This window comes from Lysobacter sp. cf310, assembly GCF_900114355.1.
GTDB lineage: Bacteria > Pseudomonadota > Gammaproteobacteria > Xanthomonadales > Xanthomonadaceae > Lysobacter.
This window is the reverse complement of record NZ_FOSS01000005.1, coordinates 24,695-42,270: the sequence shown is the minus strand read 5'-3', so window position 1 is coordinate 42,270 and position 17,576 is coordinate 24,695. Positions and strand designations below refer to the sequence as shown.

23 protein-coding genes and 2 tRNA genes are annotated in these 17,576 nt (G+C 68.8%); 12 read left to right on the top strand and 13 right to left on the bottom strand.

What is annotated here, in order from left to right; all coding sequences use genetic code 11:
• Window positions 1-37: 37 nt before the first annotated feature.
• Complete coding sequence (locus BMZ45_RS17500; RefSeq protein WP_091637825.1) at window positions 38-1,456, bottom strand: aminotransferase-like domain-containing protein; 1,419 nt, start codon at window positions 1,454-1,456, stop codon at window positions 38-40.
• Between the two features lie 101 nt (window positions 1,457-1,557).
• On the opposite strand from BMZ45_RS17500, the gene BMZ45_RS17495 reads away from it, so the two are divergent.
• On the top strand, window positions 1,558-2,481 hold the full coding sequence (locus tag BMZ45_RS17495; protein ID WP_091637824.1) for a DMT family transporter: 924 nt from the start codon (window positions 1,558-1,560) through the stop codon (window positions 2,479-2,481).
• Window positions 2,482-2,508: 27 nt separating this feature from the next.
• On the opposite strand, the gene BMZ45_RS17490 is transcribed toward BMZ45_RS17495, so the two are convergent.
• The 9 genes from BMZ45_RS17490 to BMZ45_RS17455 all read right to left on the bottom strand — a co-directional run bounded on the left by BMZ45_RS17490 (window position 2,509) and on the right by BMZ45_RS17455 (window position 8,459).
• On the bottom strand, window positions 2,509-2,745 hold the full coding sequence (locus BMZ45_RS17490; protein ID WP_056180663.1) for a hypothetical protein: 237 nt from the start codon (window positions 2,743-2,745) through the stop codon (window positions 2,509-2,511).
• Window positions 2,746-3,002: 257 nt separating this feature from the next.
• A complete protein-coding gene (locus BMZ45_RS17485) occupies window positions 3,003-4,217 on the bottom strand; it encodes an RtcB family protein (protein WP_091637823.1) in 1,215 nt (404 codons plus the stop codon).
• A gap of 58 nt (window positions 4,218-4,275) precedes the next feature.
• Complete coding sequence (locus tag BMZ45_RS17480; RefSeq protein ID WP_139215562.1) at window positions 4,276-5,079, bottom strand: hypothetical protein; 804 nt, start codon at window positions 5,077-5,079, stop codon at window positions 4,276-4,278.
• A 105-nt stretch (window positions 5,080-5,184) separates the two neighbouring features.
• A complete protein-coding gene (locus BMZ45_RS17475; protein WP_091637821.1) occupies window positions 5,185-6,315 on the bottom strand; it encodes a slipin family protein in 1,131 nt (376 codons plus the stop codon).
• 393 nt (window positions 6,316-6,708) lie between these two features.
• Window positions 6,709-6,774 (bottom strand) — tRNA-OTHER (locus tag BMZ45_RS17470).
• Window positions 6,775-6,778: 4 nt separating this feature from the next.
• Window positions 6,779-6,846: transfer RNA gene (locus BMZ45_RS17465), tRNA-OTHER, on the bottom strand.
• 403 nt (window positions 6,847-7,249) lie between these two features.
• A complete protein-coding gene (locus BMZ45_RS22140) occupies window positions 7,250-7,372 on the bottom strand; it encodes a hypothetical protein (protein ID WP_256374560.1) in 123 nt (40 codons plus the stop codon).
• Between the two features lie 125 nt (window positions 7,373-7,497).
• The gene (locus BMZ45_RS17460; protein ID WP_091637820.1) at window positions 7,498-8,079 is read right to left on the bottom strand and encodes a cysteine hydrolase family protein; all 582 of its coding nucleotides are present in this window, start codon (window positions 8,077-8,079) and stop codon (window positions 7,498-7,500) included.
• A complete protein-coding gene (locus BMZ45_RS17455; protein WP_091637819.1) occupies window positions 8,076-8,459 on the bottom strand; it encodes an antibiotic biosynthesis monooxygenase family protein in 384 nt (127 codons plus the stop codon). The genes BMZ45_RS17460 and BMZ45_RS17455 overlap by 4 nt, the downstream gene beginning before the upstream one ends.
• A 102-nt stretch (window positions 8,460-8,561) precedes the next feature.
• Here BMZ45_RS17455 and BMZ45_RS17450 point away from each other — a divergent pair, with 102 nt between their 5' ends.
• Window positions 8,562-9,002 carry an Lrp/AsnC family transcriptional regulator gene (locus BMZ45_RS17450; protein ID WP_091637818.1) on the top strand — a complete coding sequence of 147 codons (441 nt, stop codon included), beginning with the start codon at window positions 8,562-8,564 and terminating at the stop codon, window positions 9,000-9,002.
• Between the two features lie 79 nt (window positions 9,003-9,081).
• Here the strand turns inward: BMZ45_RS17450 and BMZ45_RS17445 are convergent, their stop codons facing one another.
• Window positions 9,082-9,411 carry a DUF6249 domain-containing protein gene (locus BMZ45_RS17445; protein WP_091637817.1) on the bottom strand — a complete coding sequence of 110 codons (330 nt, stop codon included), beginning with the start codon at window positions 9,409-9,411 and terminating at the stop codon, window positions 9,082-9,084.
• Between the two features lie 218 nt (window positions 9,412-9,629).
• Here BMZ45_RS17445 and BMZ45_RS17440 point away from each other — a divergent pair, with 218 nt between their 5' ends.
• Complete coding sequence (locus BMZ45_RS17440) at window positions 9,630-10,175, top strand: RNA polymerase sigma factor (protein ID WP_235568758.1); 546 nt, start codon at window positions 9,630-9,632, stop codon at window positions 10,173-10,175.
• Window positions 10,172-10,651, top strand: coding sequence for a hypothetical protein (locus tag BMZ45_RS17435; RefSeq protein WP_091637815.1), 480 nt, complete (start codon window positions 10,172-10,174; stop codon window positions 10,649-10,651). The genes BMZ45_RS17440 and BMZ45_RS17435 overlap by 4 nt, the downstream gene beginning before the upstream one ends.
• On the opposite strand, the gene BMZ45_RS17430 is transcribed toward BMZ45_RS17435, so the two are convergent.
• Window positions 10,648-11,244 carry a glutathione S-transferase family protein gene (locus BMZ45_RS17430; protein WP_091637814.1) on the bottom strand — a complete coding sequence of 199 codons (597 nt, stop codon included), beginning with the start codon at window positions 11,242-11,244 and terminating at the stop codon, window positions 10,648-10,650. The genes BMZ45_RS17435 and BMZ45_RS17430 overlap by 4 nt on opposite strands.
• Window positions 11,245-11,443: 199 nt before the next feature.
• Here BMZ45_RS17430 and BMZ45_RS17425 point away from each other — a divergent pair, with 199 nt between their 5' ends.
• Window positions 11,444-11,998, top strand: a complete 555-nt coding sequence (locus BMZ45_RS17425; RefSeq protein ID WP_091637813.1) for an RNA polymerase sigma factor — start codon at window positions 11,444-11,446, stop codon at window positions 11,996-11,998.
• A gap of 203 nt (window positions 11,999-12,201) precedes the next feature.
• On the top strand, window positions 12,202-12,441 hold the full coding sequence (locus tag BMZ45_RS17420; protein ID WP_055904532.1) for a RebB family R body protein: 240 nt from the start codon (window positions 12,202-12,204) through the stop codon (window positions 12,439-12,441).
• Here BMZ45_RS17420 and BMZ45_RS17415 read toward each other — a convergent pair.
• A complete protein-coding gene (locus tag BMZ45_RS17415) occupies window positions 12,413-12,946 on the bottom strand; it encodes a hypothetical protein (RefSeq protein ID WP_139215561.1) in 534 nt (177 codons plus the stop codon). The two genes, BMZ45_RS17420 and BMZ45_RS17415, sit on opposite strands and share 29 nt — an antisense overlap.
• A 70-nt stretch (window positions 12,947-13,016) precedes the next feature.
• Here BMZ45_RS17415 and BMZ45_RS17410 point away from each other — a divergent pair, with 70 nt between their 5' ends.
• The 6 genes from BMZ45_RS17410 to BMZ45_RS17385 all read left to right on the top strand — a co-directional run bounded on the left by BMZ45_RS17410 (window position 13,017) and on the right by BMZ45_RS17385 (window position 17,566).
• Window positions 13,017-13,478, top strand: coding sequence for a hypothetical protein (locus BMZ45_RS17410; RefSeq protein WP_055904527.1), 462 nt, complete (start codon window positions 13,017-13,019; stop codon window positions 13,476-13,478).
• Window positions 13,479-13,564: 86 nt separating this feature from the next.
• Window positions 13,565-15,802: a hypothetical protein gene (locus BMZ45_RS17405; protein WP_091637811.1), complete on the top strand. Its 2,238-nt coding sequence runs from the start codon at window positions 13,565-13,567 to the stop codon at window positions 15,800-15,802.
• A gap of 82 nt (window positions 15,803-15,884) precedes the next feature.
• Complete coding sequence (locus tag BMZ45_RS17400; protein WP_091637810.1) at window positions 15,885-16,115, top strand: hypothetical protein; 231 nt, start codon at window positions 15,885-15,887, stop codon at window positions 16,113-16,115.
• A gap of 32 nt (window positions 16,116-16,147) precedes the next feature.
• Complete coding sequence (locus BMZ45_RS17395) at window positions 16,148-16,726, top strand: hypothetical protein (protein WP_139215560.1); 579 nt, start codon at window positions 16,148-16,150, stop codon at window positions 16,724-16,726.
• Between the two features lie 73 nt (window positions 16,727-16,799).
• Entirely contained in the window at window positions 16,800-17,120 is a 321-nt protein-coding gene (locus BMZ45_RS17390; protein WP_055904514.1) for a RebB family R body protein, read from the top strand.
• An 86-nt stretch (window positions 17,121-17,206) separates the two neighbouring features.
• On the top strand, window positions 17,207-17,566 hold the full coding sequence (locus BMZ45_RS17385; RefSeq protein ID WP_055904510.1) for a RebB family R body protein: 360 nt from the start codon (window positions 17,207-17,209) through the stop codon (window positions 17,564-17,566).
• The last annotated feature ends 10 nt before the right edge of the window (window positions 17,567-17,576 follow it).

Sequence of the window (17,576 nt, the reverse complement as noted above, 5' to 3'; positions counted from 1 at the left end):
CCCTCGCGGCGGGCGGACAGCGGTCGCGGTTTCGCCCTCAGCCGGCCAGCGCGGCGGCCAGTCCGCCGACCGTGCGCAGCGCGGTTTCGACCGGCTCGCTCCAGGGCTGGCCGCAGCTCAGGCGCAGGTGGCGGCCGTAGTCGCCGCGGTTGGAGAACAGATGCCCGGGCAGGGTGCCGATGCCGCGCGCGAGCGCGGCTTCGAACACCGCCTGGCCCTGGACCTGCGGCGGCAGTTCCAGCCACAGGGCCATGCCGCCGGCCGGCGCGCTCACGCAGGTGCCGGCCGGCCAATGCAGCGCGATCGCCTCGCGGTAGCGCTGGGCGTTGATCGCCAGTTCGCGGCGCAGGCGGCGCAGGCCGCGGTCGAAGTCGTGGCGCTCCAGATACTCGACGATGGTCAGTTGCGACAGCGTGGAAGTGGCCACGGTCGAGAAGCACTTCGCGCGCAACAGCGCGGTCGCCCAGCGCCCGCCCAGCACCCAGCCCACGCGCAGGCCCGGCGCGAGCATCTTGGAATAGGAGCCGCAGGTGATCACGCCGCCGCCCTCGTCGTAGCGGCGCAGCGGGCTGGGGCGTTCGCCGGAATAGGCGAGCTCGCCGTACAGATCGTCCTCGATCAGCACCGTGCCGTGCGCGGCGCAGGCGGCGACGATGCGGCGCTTGTCGGCATCGCCGGTGAGGCTGCCGACCGGATTGTTGAAGTTGGGCACCAGCACCGCCGCGCGCACCGCATGCCGTTCCAGCAGCTCGGACAAGCGGCTGGGATCGATGCCCTGGCCCGGGCGGTTGGGGATCTCGATCACGCGCAGGCCCAGTTCGGCCACCGCTTGCAGCAGGCCGTAATAGGTCGGGGTTTCGACCAGGACCACGTCGCCCGCGCGCGCCACCGTGCGCAACGACAGGCTGATCGCTTCCATCGCGCCGGCGGTGATCACGATCTCGTCCGGGTCGACGTCGACGCCGCATTGCGCGTAGCGCTGGGCGATGCGCGCGCGCAGCGGCGCCAGGCCCTGCGGCACCGCATAGCTGAGCGCGGCCTGGGCGTTGCGGCGCATCACCCGCGAGGCCGCCGCGGCCAGCGCGGCGGTGGGCAGCAGCGAGGGTGCGGGCGTGGCCGCGTGCAGCGAGATCAGGTCGCAGCGGCCGAGCACGTCCAGCACCCCGAGCAGGGCCGGGTTGCGGATCGGCTGCGGCGCGCGCGGGCGGCGATGACTGCTCGCGCGCGGCGCCGGCGCCGCCGGCGCGCGCACGTAATAGCCCGAACGCGGACGCGCTTCGATCAGGCCCTCGCGCTCCAGTTGCAGATAGGCCTCGACCGCGGTGGCCAGGCTGATGCGCTGGTCGCGGCCGAGCCGGCGCAGCGAGGGCAGGCGTTCGCCTGCGCGCAGGGCGCCGCGCTGGATCTGGCCGCGCAGGCGCTCGGCCAGGCGTTCGTAGAGCAGCTCATTGGCCATGGCGGGCCTCCCGGCAGGCCACGGGCCTGCGCATCTGTACCGGTCGAAACCGAGTCTAACTGAATCTGTACCGGTCGCGCGCGCGGCCCTAGCCTGCTCGCATGAACCCGACCGCCGCCCCCGCCGTCAGCCCCGCCGAATCGCGCACCGCGCTGATCCAGTTGTTCGTCGCCGAGATCCTGATCGGCTCGGTCGGCGTGTTCGCCCACGAGGGCGGTCAGGACGCGATCACCACGGTGTTCTTCCGCTGCGTGTTCGGCAGCGGCTTCCTGATCGCCTGGGGCCTGGCGCGCGGCCACCTGCGCGGGCTCGGCGGCGAGCCCGCGCTGATTCGCGCCGCGATCGTCAGCGGCGTGCTGCTGGTGTTGAACTGGGTCGCGCTGTTCGCCGGCATGGCGCGTTCGTCGATCGGGGTGGCGACGATGGTCTACCACTTCTTTCCGTTCGCGATGCTGGCGATGGCGGCGCTGTTCTTCGGCGAGCGCACGCGTCCGGCCGACTGGGCCTGGACCGCGCTGGCCTTCGTCGGCGTGGCCTGCTCGGCCGATCCGATCAAGCTGTGGCGCAGCGCCGATGCGGGTTATCTGATCGGCATCGGCCTGACCTTCGTCGCCGCCCTGCTGTGCGGCGCTTCGCTGATCCTGTCGCGTCGGATCAGCCGCGAGCGCCCGTTCGCGGTGGTGCTGATCCAATGCCTGGTCGGCGTGGCCATGCTGGCGCCGTTCGCCGACTACGCCGCGGTCGCCCAGGTCGGCCCGCACTGGTATTGGCTGGCGGGTCTGGGCCTGATCCACAGCGGCGTGTGCTACGTGCTGTTCTACTCGGCCTATCCGCGCCTGCCGGTGGTGACCATCGCGGTGCTCGCCTTCGTGTATCCGGTGATCGCGCTGCTGCTGGACTACCTGCTCTACGGCAGCGTCCTGGGCGGGGTGCAGATGTTGGGCGTGTCCCTGATCGTGCTGGGCACGCTCGGCGTCAATCTGCGCTGGCAATGGCCGCGGCGGCCGCGGCCGGCCGAGGCCTGAGCGCAGCCGCGCGACGCGCCCGCCGGTCTACAGGCGGATCGCGCCGTGCCAGGCGGCCTCGACGTGATCGACCACGTCCGGCCATTGCGCGCGCCGATAGCCGCGCATGCGCGCCCAGCCGGCGGCGAGTTCGTGTTGTATGTCGGTCCACGCGCGTTCGGCGTGGTGCCGGCGCGCTTCGATGCCGTAGGTGACGGCCAATTCGCGGTCCTCATGCGACAGGGTCGCGTGAGACGACGCGGCATCCAATGCCAGATCGTTCATGGCTCCACCTCTCCTTGAGCGGGCCCCCTGCCAGGACGACGATACGCCCGGCCGGTTAACTATCCGTTACCCGTGCGGCGCTGGCGAGGGCCGGAATCGCGCACCGCGTCGCAATCCGGCTGTTACGTTTTGTTGCGTTCGCAAAATTGCGACGGACGGCGGTCTTGGACCGCCGATTCGGGCCGGTCGCGCGGCGGCCGCCGGACAAAAAAAGCGCCGCCCCTCGCGGAGCGGCGCTGCGCCCATGGCGACCGACCTCATCCCTTGATGCAGATCACCTGGCGCAAGGTATGCAGCACCTCGACCAGATCGGTCTGCGCGGCCATGACCGCGTCGATCGATTTGTAGGCCGCCGGCGATTCGTCGATCACCGCCGCGTCCTTGCGGCATTCGACGTGGGCGGTGGCCTCGCGGTGCTGCTTGAGGGTGATGCTCTGACGCGCCTGGGTGCGGCTCATCACCCGGCCGGCGCCGTGGCTGCAGCTGTGGAAGCTGTCGGCGTTGCCCTTGCCGCGCACGATGTAGCTGCGCGTGCCCATGCTGCCCGGAATGATCCCCAGCTCGCCCGCGCGCGCGCTGACCGCGCCCTTGCGGGTGACCAGCAGGGATTCGCCGTGGTGCTGCTCGCGCTGCACATAGTTGTGGTGGCAGTTGACCGCCATCTTCTCCAACTGGAACTTCGGCAGGCGCTGGCGCAGCTCGTGCAGCACGCGCGCCATCATCGCCTCGCGGTTGTGGCGCGCGTAGTCCTGCGCCCACGACACCGCCTCGACGTAGTGCTCGAACAGGGGCTCGCCCTCCAGGAAGAAGGCCAGGTCCTTGTCGGGCAGGTGGAAGCCGAGCACGCGCCGCTCCAGCTCGCGCCGGGCCAGCTCGATGAAGTAGGTGCCGATCAGGTTGCCGGTGCCGCGCGAACCCGAGTGCAGCATCACCCACACCGCATCGGCCTCGTCCAGACAGATCTCGATGAAGTGGTTGCCGCCGCCGAGCGTGCCCAGCTGCTTGTCCACCTTGTCGTAGCGGATCTTCGGATGGCGCGCGCGCACGGCCTCCAGCCGCGCCATCAGCCCGGACTGCGCGAGCCGGGTGTCGATGCTGTCGGGTCGCTTGCGGTGATCGCCGCCGGGACCGTTGCCGACCGGCACGCTGCGTTCGATCGACGAGCGCAGCAGGGCCAGGCTGTCGGGCAGGTCCTTGGCGCGCAGGGTGGTGCGCACCGCGGCCATGCCGCAGCCGATGTCGACGCCGACCGCGGCCGGAACGATCGCGCCACGGGTCGGCACCACCGATCCCACGGTCGCGCCCTTGCCCAGATGGACGTCGGGCATCACCGCCACCCAGGGCCCGACGAAGGGCAGGGCGGCGATGTTCTGCAACTGGCGGTGGGCCTGTTCGTCCAGCGGTACGCCGCGCACCCAGCCCTTGATCGGCGTGGCGCCCGGTGCATGCAGCAGTTCGTATTGATGATTCATGGTGTCGCTCCTGTGCGCTGGCGCCGCGGAGTCCGCGGCGCCAGCGCTTGCTTCTCTCTTAATGCAGATGTTCGCCGTCGTGGTTACGCAAGCCGTAACGCTGCAGCTCGTGCCGATTCAGCTGGCGCTTGCTGCGCGCGTACAGGTCGCTGCGACCGTAAGGTTTGCAGGCCCCGCAGGCGCGATGACCGCAGGGCTTGCCGATCCAGCGGGCCGGGCGCCTGGCGATCACATCGAACGGCATCGTGAACTGAGCCGGCTTGCCGCGTACGCTCGTCAGTGCGGCCGTTTCGGGCAACGGGGCCAGTTCGACCTCGTACCAGATGCCGTCGATGCGGCGCAGCTGATGCAGTTCGTCGACGCGACGCAGATCCGGCGACGCCTTCGCCGCACGTTCGAGCGCGCGCCGACGCCGCAGCGCACGCCTGGCCGCGATCGCCTCATCGTTGTTCAGCAGCAAGCCGCTGTCCGGATCCACGTACAACTTCGGCGACCAGGGATCGCTCAGCGGTTTCAGGCCGCCCCAACCGTGGTCGAGGTGGAGCCTGCCGTCGAACGCGACCACCCGCAGCGCGACGAACTGGTCGAGGTGCTGGTGGATGTGCTGCTGCACGGTGTTGCGGCGGTCGATGCGCGCGCACAGCTCCGAGTAGACCTGGTCCCAGCGCCGGCCCACCTGTCCTTCGAGGTAGCGCCGCAGCGGGTTGAGGTTCTCGTTGAGCCACTTGTGCGAACGATGGCGGAACTTGAGGCTTTCGCGTTGGGTCTGGTCCTCGGGATCGGTCGAGGGGCGGCGTTCGCTGCTGTAGCGACCTCCGCGCCGCGGCCGTTCCACGATGACCTTGTACATGTCCTTACGCATAAGGGTTTCCAATGGAATGGGATGCGATGGCCGCTCCCTGGGGAGCGGCGTTCTCGGTGTGGGTCGGCGGCCGAGTCGTCATCCGGGATTCCACGGATCACCCCTTCAGCCGCCGCTCTTGAGGCTGACCAGCTGCTTGAGCACGCCGTCCAGGCCGCCGAAGACGGTGAGCTTGTCGATCTTCTCGGTGACCTTCTCCAGCGCCTCCAGCTCCTTCAGGCGCATCAGCGTCGGGCTGTCCTCGATCAGCTTGGCGGTGTTGAGCAGGCTGCGCGTGGCGTTGGCCTCCTCGCGACGGCGGATCACGTTGGCCTGGGCCGTCTTCTCCGCTTGCACCACGCCGTTGAGGATTTCCTTCATCTCGCCCGGCAGGATCACGTCCTTGACGCCCACGCCCAGCACTTCCACGCCGAGACCGTCGAGCTGGTCGCGCACGTAGCCGTAGATGTCGGCGTCCAGCGAGGCCTTGTCGCCGAGCAGCTCGTCCAGGGTCTTGGCCGAGACCGCCTTGCGCAGGCCGTACTGCAGCTCGCGGTACAGGTAGTCATTGACCTTGGCCACCTTGCTGCGCGTGGCGACCGGATCGGTCACGCGCATGCTCGCGGCCAGGTTCACGCGCAGCGATACCTTGTCGCGCGTCAACAGCTCCTGGCCCGAGACCTCGACCGACTGCACGCGCAGCTCGACCAGCTCGACGGCGACGTTCTTCTGGAAATTCCAGTAGGCGTAGCTGCCGGCGTCCAGCGTGCGCACCAGCTTGCCGTCGACGTAGAGCAGGCCCGCCGAATCGTTGGGCACGGTCACCGCCAGAGCGACGCGATCGAGCAGGCCGATCTGGCGCAGGCGCTGCGCGATCTCGCTCCGCAGCTCCAGACCCGCCGACAGGGTCGTGGCGACGACCTCGATCGGGACCAGGCCCTTCCAGTACAGCTTGCGCGAGCCCGGCGCGAGCAGGTCCTCGAGCTTGCCGTTCTTCATCACCAGGCCCACCTGATCGACGCCGATGTCGGCCAGGACGAAGTGTTCGCCCAGACGCGCGCCCAGCGCGGCCACCAGCGCGTCGGTGTCCTTGCCGGCGTACTCCGGCTTGGCGATGTCGTGCAGCACCACCTCGGTGCGGCCGCGCCAGTCGACGATGCGATAGACGCCCGGTCCGAGCACGCGCTCGAAACGGCGGTTGCGGTAGATCAGGGCGCGCTCGGCGTCGCCGACCACGACCCGCTTGTTCCAGAACATGACGCTTTCTCCTTAGGTGTTCTGCGGGTTTCGATCCGGTCGTGTGGACGGCGCGCGACCGGATCGTTCGTCGCGCGCTGCGTGGACGTCGCGGTCGCACGCGCACGCGGCGACCGCAAAGCGGAAGGGGGTGGAAGCGCCCCCGACGGCGTCGGCGCGGAACCCGCGCGCGCTGGGCGAGGGTCCGTGGCGGAGCCGGTGCGCGACGCTGTTCCGTCGCGTCCGGCCGTCCGCCGCGGTCCCTCGCCTCGTGGGCGCGGGTCCGGCGTCGTTGCCGCTGCGGCGCTCCGTCCTCCGCCGCATCGAAACGCGGCGTCGGTCGAAACGCCGCAAGGGGCGTTTCCGGGTGGGGGCTTGCGCCCCCGGTATCACTGACTGCGTGAAAGGCAGTTGTCGGAACGGGATTCGAACCCGCGACCGTCGGATTAAAGTCCGATGCTCTAACCGTCTGAGCTATCCAGTGATCAACGTGCCGGACTCGAACCGGCGACCTGCGGAATATCCGCCGCTCTTGCCTCTGAGCTAACGTCGCTTTTCGAAACACCGCTGGCGTCCCGTGGCATACGCAACGGCAGGGCCGCGCGCACCGGACGGGATGCGAACCCGTGCCGCTGCGGAACGTTCGATCGATGTTTCGCATTGGCGTCTGTCGCCAGACGCCAATTCGTGCGGGCGCGTGCGCCCCATGCCTTGCGTTCTCCCGCCCTACCGCCCGTGCCGAAGCATCCGGACACAGCGCCTTGCGGCGCCTCGACGACAACGCCCCTGCGGCGCGCGAATGCGCGCGGATGCTTCGGGGCCGGCTGGAAACCGCTGAATTAAAGGAAGAGTGATCCTTCGCGGACGCGGAAAACAAAACGCCCCCGGGTTTCGAACCCGAGGGCGTTCGCGTTCCTCGGGAGGTCGGGGTCACCGACCTCCCGCATAGGCAAGGTCAGTGTGGAGTGCGCAGCTGCGCTTCGATGCGATCGCCGACGTTCATCGGCGCGCACGCGTCCTTACCGTGGCGCAAGGGCCGCGGCTGGAGCGATTTGGCGATGTCGATGAAGACGTTCATGGCGGAAGATTCGAAGTCTGCGTATGGCCGCGCTGGGCCGAGGTCGCGCACATTACGCCCGTTAAAATTTAGTTGCAAGACCGTTCGTCGCCTCATCAACGGTCGTTGCGATGCCTGCGTCGCGATCACGCCGCTTGCGACCGCGCACGCAGCGCCGCGATCACGTCCTGGCTGTCGACGACTTCGGCGAACTCGGCGCGCAACGTGGCCAGGTGCGCGCGCGCGATATCGTCGGCGGCGACGATGCGGCCGTGTTCGTCGCGCAGATCGAAACAGGCGCAGGCATCGGCGACGACGATGACGCGGTAGCCCAGGTTGGCGGCCACGCGCGCGGTGGTCGACACGCACATGTCGGTGCTGATGCCGAACAGCAGCACACAGTCGATGCCGAGCCGGCGCAGGCGCAGGTCCAGATCGGTGCCGATGAAGGCGGCGTTGACCGACTTGCTCACCAGCGCTTCGCCGGGCAAGGGCTCGAATCCGGGCCGGAACGCGTTGCCCGGATGCGAGGGCCGCAAGGATGAGCCCTCGATCACCGAGTCGTGGCGGACGTGGATCGGCGTCAGGCCGGCGTCGCGCCAGGCCGCGAGCAGGCGCAGGCCGTTGGCCTCCATGGCCGGGTTGTTGCGCGGGCCCCAGGGCGGATAGTCGAAGCCCTGTTGTACGTCGATCGGAATCAGGGCGGTGCTGCGCGGGTCGAGCTTCATGGCGTGGTCTCGTCGGGTGGGGAGGGAGCGGGGCGCGGTCCGCCGTAGGCGCGCTCGACGCGGGCCACGCGTTGTTCGAAGCGTTGGTACCAGAGGCGATGGCCGCGCTCGCGCGCGAGGGTGTGTTCGGCGTGCATGCGCCAGGCCGCGATCGCGGCTTCGCTGTCGAAGTAGGCCACGGTGATGCCGAAGCCGCTGCCGTCGCGTGTGGATTCGTAGCCGAGGAAGCCGGGCTGTTCGACCACCAGCTCGACCATGCGCTCGGCGGTGGCCGCATAGCCGGCCTCGTCGCAGCGGTTGCGCTGCGAGGAGAAGATCACCGCGTAATAGGGCGGCGGCGGCAGCGCGGCGAAGCGCGGGCTGGGGGCGGTATCGGACATGGGCACGCACGGCATCGGGGTGGCGGGTACTGTGCGCACTCGCCGGCGCCGGTCTCAACCCGGCACAATGCCGGTCGCACCGACATAACGCCGGATCCGACCATGAAAGCGCTGGATGCCATCGATCGCCAGTTGATCGCGCTGCTGCAGGACAACGCGCGCCTGTCCACGGTCGCTCTGGCCAAGGCGGTGGGGCTGTCGCGCAGCACCGTGCAGGAGCGCCTGCAGCGGCTGGAGGCGGGCGGGGTGATCGCGCAGTACACCGTGCGCCTGGGCCGCGACGGCGATCCGCTGCAGGCCTGGCTGCTGGTGCGTTATGCGGACGGCTTCAGCTGCGACGACGTGATGCCCCTGCTGGCGCAGTTGCCGCAGCTTCGGTTCTGCCACAGCGTCGCCGGCGAGATCGATCTGATGGCGCTGGTGCAGGTGGAATCGCCGGGCGCGCTGGCCGATCTGCGCGAGGTCGTGATGGCGATGAAGGGCGTGGACGACGTCACCACGATCCCGGTGCTGCGCACGATGCTGGACCGGATGAGCGGCTAGCGCGCGGCGCGCACGCGTCGTCGCGACGCGTGCGTGGTGGGGCGGGCGCATCCGCTCGCGCGGATGCGCCGTGGCGCATTCACGAAAGGCGGCGCGAAAGCGCGTAGTAAGCCAGGTTGCCCAGGCCGGTCGCGCCCAGCAGCACGGCGATCACGCCGGGGGTCACGTCGCGCCAGCCGAAGGCCTCGATCAGGGCGAAGGCGACTGCCAGGGTGAGGGCCAGCAGGCCCCAGCGCAGCGAGGAGTGGCGGCGGCGCTGATCCTCGCCCTGAACCAGGGAGCGGATCAGTTCTTCCGAGCCGCTGCCCTGCTGGATCAGCTTGCTGCGGAAGCGGGCATCGACCACGAACTTGATGGCGTAGGTGACGCAGAGGAACAGGGTGACGGGGATGAGGAAATCTAGCTCCATGGCACGGTCTCGGGATTGGGTCTCGGGGCAATGGATACGGCCGCCGTCGGAACGGTTGCAGACCCCAGCATGGCCGGCCGGTGGCCGGCGGTCCAGCTGGGGGGGCGGCGGGTCGCCTCACTAATCGTGTGCCGGCATTGCAACCATTCGCCCCCGCGACGTATCCACTGCCCTAGATGACCGTTCCCCCGCCCCCCGCCAACGACGATCGCGCGCTCGTGGACGCCGTACTGGCGCGCGCGCCGGGGGCGTTCGAGCGTCTGGTGCGCGAGTACCAGGGCCTGTGCTGGCACATCATCCAGCGCATGGTCCGCCAGCCGGACGATACCCGCGAGCTCTGCCAGGAAGCCTTCCTGCGCGTGCACCAGTGCCTGCACCAGTACCGCTACGAGAGCGCGCTGAAGTCCTGGATCGGCCAGGTCGCCTACTCGGTGGCCAAGCGCCATCTGGAACGCAAGCGCATCCCCATCCTGGAGGTCGCCGACGACGAGGACGCGCTGTCGCCGCTGGACCAGGTCAGCGACGGCTTCGACCTGGAGGCGGCCTGCGCCGACGCCGAGGTCGCCGCCGCCCTGCACGCCCAGATCGAGGCGCTGCCGCCGCTGCAGCGGACCTTGCTGACCCTGTATCACCTGGACGAGGTGCCGATCGTCGAGATCGCGCGCATCACCGGCCTCGCCGAGGGTACGATCAAGAGCCATCTGTTCCGGACTCGGGCCTTGCTGCGCGAGCGCCTGCAGTCCAGCATGGGAGTCACCGCATGAACATGTCCCACACTCCGCCTCCGCCCGACGATCGCGAGCAGCGCGAAGCCCAGGAATGGCTGGCGCAGGAACGCGCCCTGCGCGACGAGCGCGCCGGCCTGCCGATGGACGCCGGCGATGCGCGCGTGGCCCAGTACCGTTTGCTGGTGCGCGCCCTGCGCGCGCCGGCGATGGAGCCGCTGCCGGCGGATTTCGCGGCCCAGGTGGCGCGTCGGGTCGAAGCCAGCGCCACGCTTGGCGACCGCCTCGAACAATGGCTGCTCAACGGCTTGATCCTGGTCATGGCCGCGGTCGCGCTGTACGTGGTCGCCAGCTACGGCGGTGCGTGGTGGGATGCGATCGCCGCGCCGCTGGCGCGGATGCCGTCCGGCTTGGGCGCCTGGTTGCCGGTGCTGGGACTGTGCGCGGGCGGCACCTGGCTGTGGGATCGCATGTCCGATCTCGGCGGCCGCGACCAGCGCGCGCACGCCGCCTAGGCGTAGCTCAGGGCGCGATAGCGCTGGAACGCCGGCCGCGCCGCGATCCGCGCCAGATAGGCCTTGAACACCGGCCGCTCCGGTATCGCGCCGAGCACGCGCATGCCCCGATCCAGGCCATGGGCCCACTGCGTATCGGCCGCGCTGTAGCGCGCGCCGGCGGCGTAGGCGTGCGCGCTTAGTCGTCGCTCCAGATAGCCCAGCACCTCCTCGTAGGCGCCGAACGGGAACGCGCGCGGCGCGTAGTCGCATGCGTGCGCGTGCGCGACCAGGCAGGGATCGAGCACGGCGTCGGCATACACCAGCGCGCTCAGATACGCCGCGCGCATCGGATCGTCGATGGCCGGCGCCAGCCCGGCCTGCGGAAACGCATCGGCCAGATACACGCAGATCGCCGCGCGCTCGATCACCACCACGCCGTCGTGCACGATCGCCGGCACCTTCTTGTGCGGATGGATCGCGCGATAGCTTTCCGGCGCGCCGTCGTCGGCGTGGATATCGATCTTGAGCACGTCGTAGGCGACGCCCAGTTCCTCGAGCAGATAAAGGATGCTCGAAGAGCGCGATCGCGGCGCGTGATAGAAGGTCAGCATGAGGGGTCCTCGGACAGGCAGCGCGAGCCGGGCGGAGCCGCCGCCGGCGACGCGTCCGCCATCGGGTCCTTGTAGGCAAGGGGGCTGACAGGTTTTGTCAGTAGTGGAAAATCGCCCTGCCGTGTCACCCAGGTAACAGCCTTTCCGTGAGCGTCTCACCAGACTCGCCTGTGTGTACTCAACACAGGAGGTGTTGGTGATGAACAAGCCGGGCGATGGATCGCAAGAACTGGGCCTAGCCGACGAGATGTTCGTGAAAGCCTGGCGAGCGACCAAGCCGGAACTGGACCGGCGCGCCCGCAGGCTCTCGGACGGCCACCGCGACCGCGCCGACGACTTGCTCGCCAACACCGCCATCAAGGCTCTGTTGTTCATGCGCCGCTCGCCGGACGCGATGAGCGACCCCGAGGGTTTCCTGTTCGTGGTCCTGCGCCACGTGTTCCTGGACAGCGTGCGCCGCAACGGCCGCGACGGCGAGGTCTTCGACCGCGGCGTCGACATCGAGGCCGAGGGCGTGGCCCAGGGCCTGGACCTGTCCGCGCTGCAGCGCATGGAGCTGGAAGAGCAGTTGGGCCGGGTGATCACCGCGGTCGCCTCGCTCAGCCGCGACCAGAAGCGCCTGTTCGTCTACCGCTTCATCGACGACCTGCCGTACCCGGCGATCGCCGAGCGCCTGGCGATCAACCAGCCGTTGGCGCGCAAGCGGGTCCAGCTGCTGCGCGAGCGGATCAAGGTCGCGGTGGACCGCGATTGAAGGCGCGGCCGCGTTCACAGAATCGGACGCGGCGCGTTTAACCCATAGCTATCGCATCAAACGTCGTACGCCGACGCCGCCTCCGCGCCGTCGTACGGCCATAGGACGCCGCGCGTGCCGGGTTTCGGGCACGCGCGGCGGAACGCCTCGGCGCGGCGCTGGTCGGGGACTCCATCAAACACGCGACTCCCAAGGACAGGTCCATGGCCGACACCACGCCCGTGAATTCGCAAATTACCGATGCCGTCACCCAGACCAACGTCAAGGTCGTGGCCGAGGCCCCCGCGCAGGCGATCGCCGCGCTCTACCAGGTCGCCAGCCACTCGGCCGGCCTGTCGTTGCAGAACGCCGTGCACAGCCAGCAAGTGCTCAACCAGATCTCGACCGCGGTGGTGTCCAAGGCGGTCGGTCTGATCATGGCCATAGGCGAGAAGTCGTCATGACCGCCCCCGCGACAGCGGACGTTGAGTAGGGGAGTAGCGCCATGCCTTTCTGGAACAGGAACAACCCGCCGACCGCGCCCGCGACGACGCCGGCGGCGCCCGCAACGCCGGCGAGTCCAGCGGCGCCCGCAACGCCCGCCGCCCCGGCGACCGCGGCGATACCCGCCGATCCGGCCACGCCCGCCTCGCTCGCGGCGGCGGCGAGCACGACCCCCGCGGCCACGGCGACGACGCCCGCGATCACACCTGCCGCCGAGGCCGATACGGGCGCGACGCCCAGCGCGACCACCGCCGCGGCGGGTGATCCCGCCAGTGGTTCGGGCACGACGGGCTCCGGCACCACCGACTCGGGCACGACCGGTAGCGACACGACGGGATCGGGCACGACGGACAGCGGCAGCACCGGATCGGGCACGGCCGGCAGCGGCACCACCGGCTCCGCGGCCACCGGCTCCGGGACCACCGGATCGGGTAGTGGCGGATCGGGCGGCGGCGGTTCCGGCACGACCGGCTCCGGCACCGCATCGGATCCGCCGGCCAACCCGCCCGCGCCGCCGCCGAGCGTGCTGGCGACGATGAATACTCAGATGCTGGCCCAGTCCGCGGCCGCCAGCCCGCCGACCGACGCGCTCAATCAGAAGATCGTGCAGGCGGTGCAGCTGAGCAACGCCGAGACCGCGCAGTACGCGCCGTCGCAGATCGCGATTCCGCCCAACATGATGATCACCCAGGCGGCCGGCCTGGTCGCGCAGTCGGCGGCGGCCTACTTCGACGGCGTCAGCAAGCTCGCGCTGGCCAGCCAAGGCATCTTGCTCAAGGAGATGACCCAGAACCTGGTCGAGAACCAGCTGGAGAAGGCCGCCGAGGACGCGCTGGGCGTGCTCGCCACCGACATCCTGATGGGCGCGGCCGCCGCGGTCGCGGCCGCCGCCGGCGCGATGGAGGCCGAAGCGGCGAGCTTCGCCATCGATCGCATCGATCAGAGCATCTCCAAGTACGCCAGCGTGCTGCAGAACCACAAGAGCGCGTCGTCCTGACCTGACGAACCCCGCGAGAGCGCGTCGCCGCGATGCGCTCCGGACCCGAATGCCGCCTTGCGGCGCAGACCTTAGGAGCCCCGTCCATGGCCTTTTTCGAATTGACCTCGCCCGTGGCGATGCAGCAGTACCCGTTCGACTACCACAGTCACTTCGGCGGCATCCTGCCGGTCGAAGGGCGGCTGGATGCGTCCAGCGAATACAAGATCACCTACCAGCCGCCGAAAGGTGACCCGATGGAGGTGACCGTGCCCAAAGGCCTGCGCCTGTCGCTGGCCGGGATCATGGGGGGCGGAAGCGGAGACGAGGCGATCGTGGAAGGCACGATCGCGCTGTTCGATCTGGCCCTGCAGATGATGATCGAGAACGGCAATCCGCTGAATGCCCTGGCCAGCAAGGTCAACAAGGCCCAGTACGAACGCGGCGAATGCGCGGCCGAATCCATCTATGTCGCCTGCGTGGTGCTGGCGCGGCGCTGGTCGCTGTCGCCGAATCTGATCAACGCCTTCGCCACCAGTCCCGAGCTGTACGAGGAGATCCGTACTCAGCTGCGCACCCGCGTGCAGGGTAATCCGGAACTGATCAAGGTGCTGCGCTATTTCAACAACAAGATCTACAGCGCCAACAAGTACACGCCCTTCGACGACTGCTACAAGACCCGTTCCAGCCTAATGAAGGCGGTGCGGCGCGATCCCAAGTACAAGGGCCGCTACGAACAGTGGATGCTGGCGACCTACGCTTTTCTGTACCAGAGCGGGGTGCGCTGCATCCAGGCCGCGATGGGCGCCGACGAGATCGTGGCCGCGGACCAGATCGCCCAGGCCTTCAACAAGTTGAATCCGGACGACCAGAGCAGCTATCGCCTGCTGGTGCACACGTCGGCCGGCTACATGCCGGGCGATAGTCTGAGCAAGGAGTTGAAGGAGGTCATCCTGCCGCTGCTGACCGGCCCCGGCACCAGCACGGTGATCGGCATCGACCTGCTCGGCACCGAGACCAAGGTCGCCGACTTCGGCCAGTTCTTCCGGTTCCTGTTCGAGAACCAATCGGATCTGAACAAGAACTTCAACAGCGGCGATGGCGCGCGCTCGCAACAGCTGATCTGCCACATCCACTGCGGCGAGGGCGCGGCTTCGACCACCGACAACCGATCGATGATCGGCTATTACTACGTCAATGCGGCCGAGCCGCCCGGCGAGGACTTCTATCGCGCCTACTCGGCCTACATCGCGCGCGGTGTCGCCACCGCCCAGGGCCGCCTCGCCGATGAGCCGCGCGGCAGCCGCGGCGCCGCACCGCGCAAGAAGAGCGACGTGTCGGGCCTGTTCGACGAGCTCTTCCGCAGCGATTCGCTGACCCACGGCGGCTGCACCCTGCGCCGCTTCGACATCAACAGCCCGGCCAGCATCGCCATCGTCGCCTACAACGGCAAGCGCAGCGAGATGGCGATGAGCGAGACGCTGGACACCATATGGGCGCCGCAGAAGCAAACCTGGTACGCGTTCTTTTCCGGTAGCCAGCAGTTCGCGTTCCGGCTCGGGCATGCCTATTACTACCGAAACTACATGGCGGCGCGCTATCCGCTGATCGCGTTCGATACCAACATGGGCAGCAACGCGATCACCGGCGCCTCCGGCCTGTTCGATTCGGTCGAGGGCTATCGCATCAATCGCGGCTTCCGTCATCTGGACGGCTACATCGACACCGACGTGCTGCACCAGGCCGGAAACGCGGTGGCCTACCTCGGCGCGAATGCGTTGACGCAGGCGCAGGTCGCGGAGCTCATCGCGATGGTGCGCGCCCAGTCCAGTCTGACCGATGTGTTGAACGACGAGACCAACGCGACCTGGATCAAGAGCCAGCTGACCACAGGCATGGCGCCTATCTGCACTCTCAAGAATGTCGGCGCCTACTACAAGCTCTATTCCGCGCTGGTGGTGCAGCTGGCCGATCAGACCAAGGTCAAGTCGTACTGGTTCGACGCCCTGAGCCGAGTGCTGACCCTGTTCAACAACTGGCGTTCGTACTTGTTGGGCGCCGACGGTCAGGGCGTGGAGCACACCGACGTCCAGGACGAGTTCCTGCGCATGGTGATTCTGCTGGCCTACCAACTGCTGCCGCCCGGCCAGACCCGGGTGCTGAACCAGACCATGCTCTCTCTGCAGGACCTGGTGATAACGATCGCCACCGACTACTGGAAAACCACGGTGAATTCGTCGCTGAGCCTGAAGTCGAACACGGCCTTGGGGGTGGAGACGATGTACGGCTTCAAGTCGCCGGCCTCGGTGGTCACCTTGACCCGGCCCAAGCCGGACAAGAAGTGAGTGCCGCCGCGTCCGCGCTCGGCGTGGACGCTTTCCTTCCCGGCCGCGCGGCGCGCGCGGCCGGCACCGCCAGGAGCTTGCGATGAACGAACTCGTCGAACACCTGCTGCATGAAGAGATAGACGGTGCCGATACGCCGGCAGCGGCCGGGAAGTCGGCCGACCCATCGGCGCCCGCGTCGCCGCCGGCCTCCCCGCCCGTCACCGCCGCGGCCGCCGACAAGGCGCTGGATCCCGAGCTGGTGAAAGTGCTCGAGCGCCTGATGCAGCCCGACGTGCTGCGCGCGCTCACCCAATTGCTGCGTGCGCGTTGAGCGCCCGTCCCCCAACGCCTGCGAGTAGTGCCATGAGCGTAAGCCGGAACGAGTTGACCGAGCAGGTGCATGAGTTCGCGCGCCAGTGGCTGGGCCACGATCTGGACGAGAACGAGCGCAAGCAGCTGGCCGAGTTCCTGACCACCCTGAGCGCGGACGAAGCCGTGCTGGGCGGTTACACCGACCAGGCCCGGCGCCATGCCGCCGACATCGTGGATCAGGGCCGGCAGCGCGTGGAGGCGGCGATGAAGAGCGTGCTCGGCGCCGCCAGCGCGCCCCCCGGCGAGGCCGCGGCGCCCGCCAAGGGCGCCGCGTCGACGCCCCCGCTGACCCGCGAAGAGCAGGCGATCCTGCGTTTGCTGGAGTCTTCGCGCACGCTCGACGACCTGCGGCCCTCGCAGCTGAAGGGCGCCGGCGTGGGCGAAACCGCGGCCGCGCAGCTGGCGATCGCGCAGATCGCCGACCGCCTCGCGATCCTGATCAAGGCCGAAGTCGAAGCCTGTTTCGAGCGCCAGTACGGCCCGCTCACGCGCCAGATCGAGGCCGTGCTCGAAGCCGGGCGCGCCGAGGCCGGCGCCCGCAAGACCCCGTCCGCCGCGTCGTCCGCCTGATTCACAAGGCGGGTTCCGCAGCGTTCTTTGAAACGTACGGCATGGGCCGTACACGACCCCGAGGAGTTAAACCATGGCTTTCCCGACCGCCGTCAACGATCAGATCACCGATGCCGTCACCCAATCCAACGTCAAGGTCATCGGCGAAGCGCCGGCCTTTGCGATGGGCTCGATCTACCAGAGCCTGGCGCACTCGACCGGCATCCTGTTCCAGAACGCCATCGCCGCGCAGCAGCAGCAGAACACGCTGGCGCAGGCCGCCGCCAACCAGGGCGTGATGCAGATCTACAGCCTCGACACCACCGCCGCCGCGGGCGCGACCGAGAAGGTCGCCCAGACCGGCGTCTCCGACAACCTGACCAGCCTGCTCACCGTGCTCAACGCCTTCAAGTAAGGGATCCCCGGCCGATGGCCACCGCGCCATCTGCCGGATCTCCCAGGCGCGCACGTTCCTGATGACCGCACAACGAGGATGACCTCATGGCATTTCCCACCGCCGTCAACGACCAGATTACCGATGCCGTCACCCAGTCCAACGTCAAGGTGATCGGCGAAGCGCCGGCCTTCGCGATGGGCTCGATCTACCAGAGCCTGGCGCACTCGACCGGCATCCTGTTCGAGAACGCCGTCGCCGCTCAGCAGCAGCAGAACACGCTGGCGCTGGCCGCGGCCAACCAGGGCGTGATGCAGATCTACACGCTCGACACCACGGCCGCCGCGGGCGCGACCGAGAAGGTCGCTCAGACCGGCGTGTCCGACAACCTGAGCAGCCTGATGACCGTGCTCAAGGCCTTCACCGGGACCAAGCCGGTCAAGGGTTTGAACAGCGGTTCTCCGTAAGGCGGAAGGC

Bases quoted from the DNA above. Each gene is read 5' to 3' on its own strand.
- BMZ45_RS17410 (WP_055904527.1), top strand. From the start codon at position 13,017: ATGAATACTCAGATGCTGGCCCAGTCCGCGGCCGCCAGCCCGCCGACC.
- BMZ45_RS17390 (WP_055904514.1), top strand. From the start codon at position 16,800: ATGGCTTTCCCGACCGCCGTCAACGATCAGATCACCGATGCCGTCACC.
- BMZ45_RS17400 (WP_091637810.1), top strand. From the start codon at position 15,885: ATGAACGAACTCGTCGAACACCTGCTGCATGAAGAGATAGACGGTGCC.
- BMZ45_RS17430 (WP_091637814.1), bottom strand. From the start codon at position 11,244: ATGCTGACCTTCTATCACGCGCCGCGATCGCGCTCTTCGAGCATCCTT.
- BMZ45_RS17445 (WP_091637817.1), bottom strand. From the start codon at position 9,411: ATGGAGCTAGATTTCCTCATCCCCGTCACCCTGTTCCTCTGCGTCACC.
- BMZ45_RS22140 (WP_256374560.1), bottom strand. From the start codon at position 7,372: ATGAACGTCTTCATCGACATCGCCAAATCGCTCCAGCCGCGGCCCTTG.
- BMZ45_RS17480 (WP_139215562.1), bottom strand. From the start codon at position 5,079: ATGCGTAAGGACATGTACAAGGTCATCGTGGAACGGCCGCGGCGCGGA.
- BMZ45_RS17475 (WP_091637821.1), bottom strand. From the start codon at position 6,315: ATGTTCTGGAACAAGCGGGTCGTGGTCGGCGACGCCGAGCGCGCCCTG.
- BMZ45_RS17450 (WP_091637818.1), top strand. From the start codon at position 8,562: ATGAAAGCGCTGGATGCCATCGATCGCCAGTTGATCGCGCTGCTGCAG.
- BMZ45_RS17485 (WP_091637823.1), bottom strand. From the start codon at position 4,217: ATGAATCATCAATACGAACTGCTGCATGCACCGGGCGCCACGCCGATC.
- BMZ45_RS17385 (WP_055904510.1), top strand. From the start codon at position 17,207: ATGGCATTTCCCACCGCCGTCAACGACCAGATTACCGATGCCGTCACC.
- BMZ45_RS17425 (WP_091637813.1), top strand. From the start codon at position 11,444: ATGAACAAGCCGGGCGATGGATCGCAAGAACTGGGCCTAGCCGACGAG.
- BMZ45_RS17420 (WP_055904532.1), top strand. From the start codon at position 12,202: ATGGCCGACACCACGCCCGTGAATTCGCAAATTACCGATGCCGTCACC.
- BMZ45_RS17395 (WP_139215560.1), top strand. From the start codon at position 16,148: ATGAGCGTAAGCCGGAACGAGTTGACCGAGCAGGTGCATGAGTTCGCG.
- BMZ45_RS17435 (WP_091637815.1), top strand. From the start codon at position 10,172: ATGAACATGTCCCACACTCCGCCTCCGCCCGACGATCGCGAGCAGCGC.
- BMZ45_RS17460 (WP_091637820.1), bottom strand. From the start codon at position 8,079: ATGAAGCTCGACCCGCGCAGCACCGCCCTGATTCCGATCGACGTACAA.
- BMZ45_RS17490 (WP_056180663.1), bottom strand. From the start codon at position 2,745: ATGAACGATCTGGCATTGGATGCCGCGTCGTCTCACGCGACCCTGTCG.
- BMZ45_RS17500 (WP_091637825.1), bottom strand. From the start codon at position 1,456: ATGGCCAATGAGCTGCTCTACGAACGCCTGGCCGAGCGCCTGCGCGGC.
- BMZ45_RS17495 (WP_091637824.1), top strand. From the start codon at position 1,558: ATGAACCCGACCGCCGCCCCCGCCGTCAGCCCCGCCGAATCGCGCACC.
- BMZ45_RS17455 (WP_091637819.1), bottom strand. From the start codon at position 8,459: ATGTCCGATACCGCCCCCAGCCCGCGCTTCGCCGCGCTGCCGCCGCCG.
- BMZ45_RS17405 (WP_091637811.1), top strand. From the start codon at position 13,565: ATGGCCTTTTTCGAATTGACCTCGCCCGTGGCGATGCAGCAGTACCCG.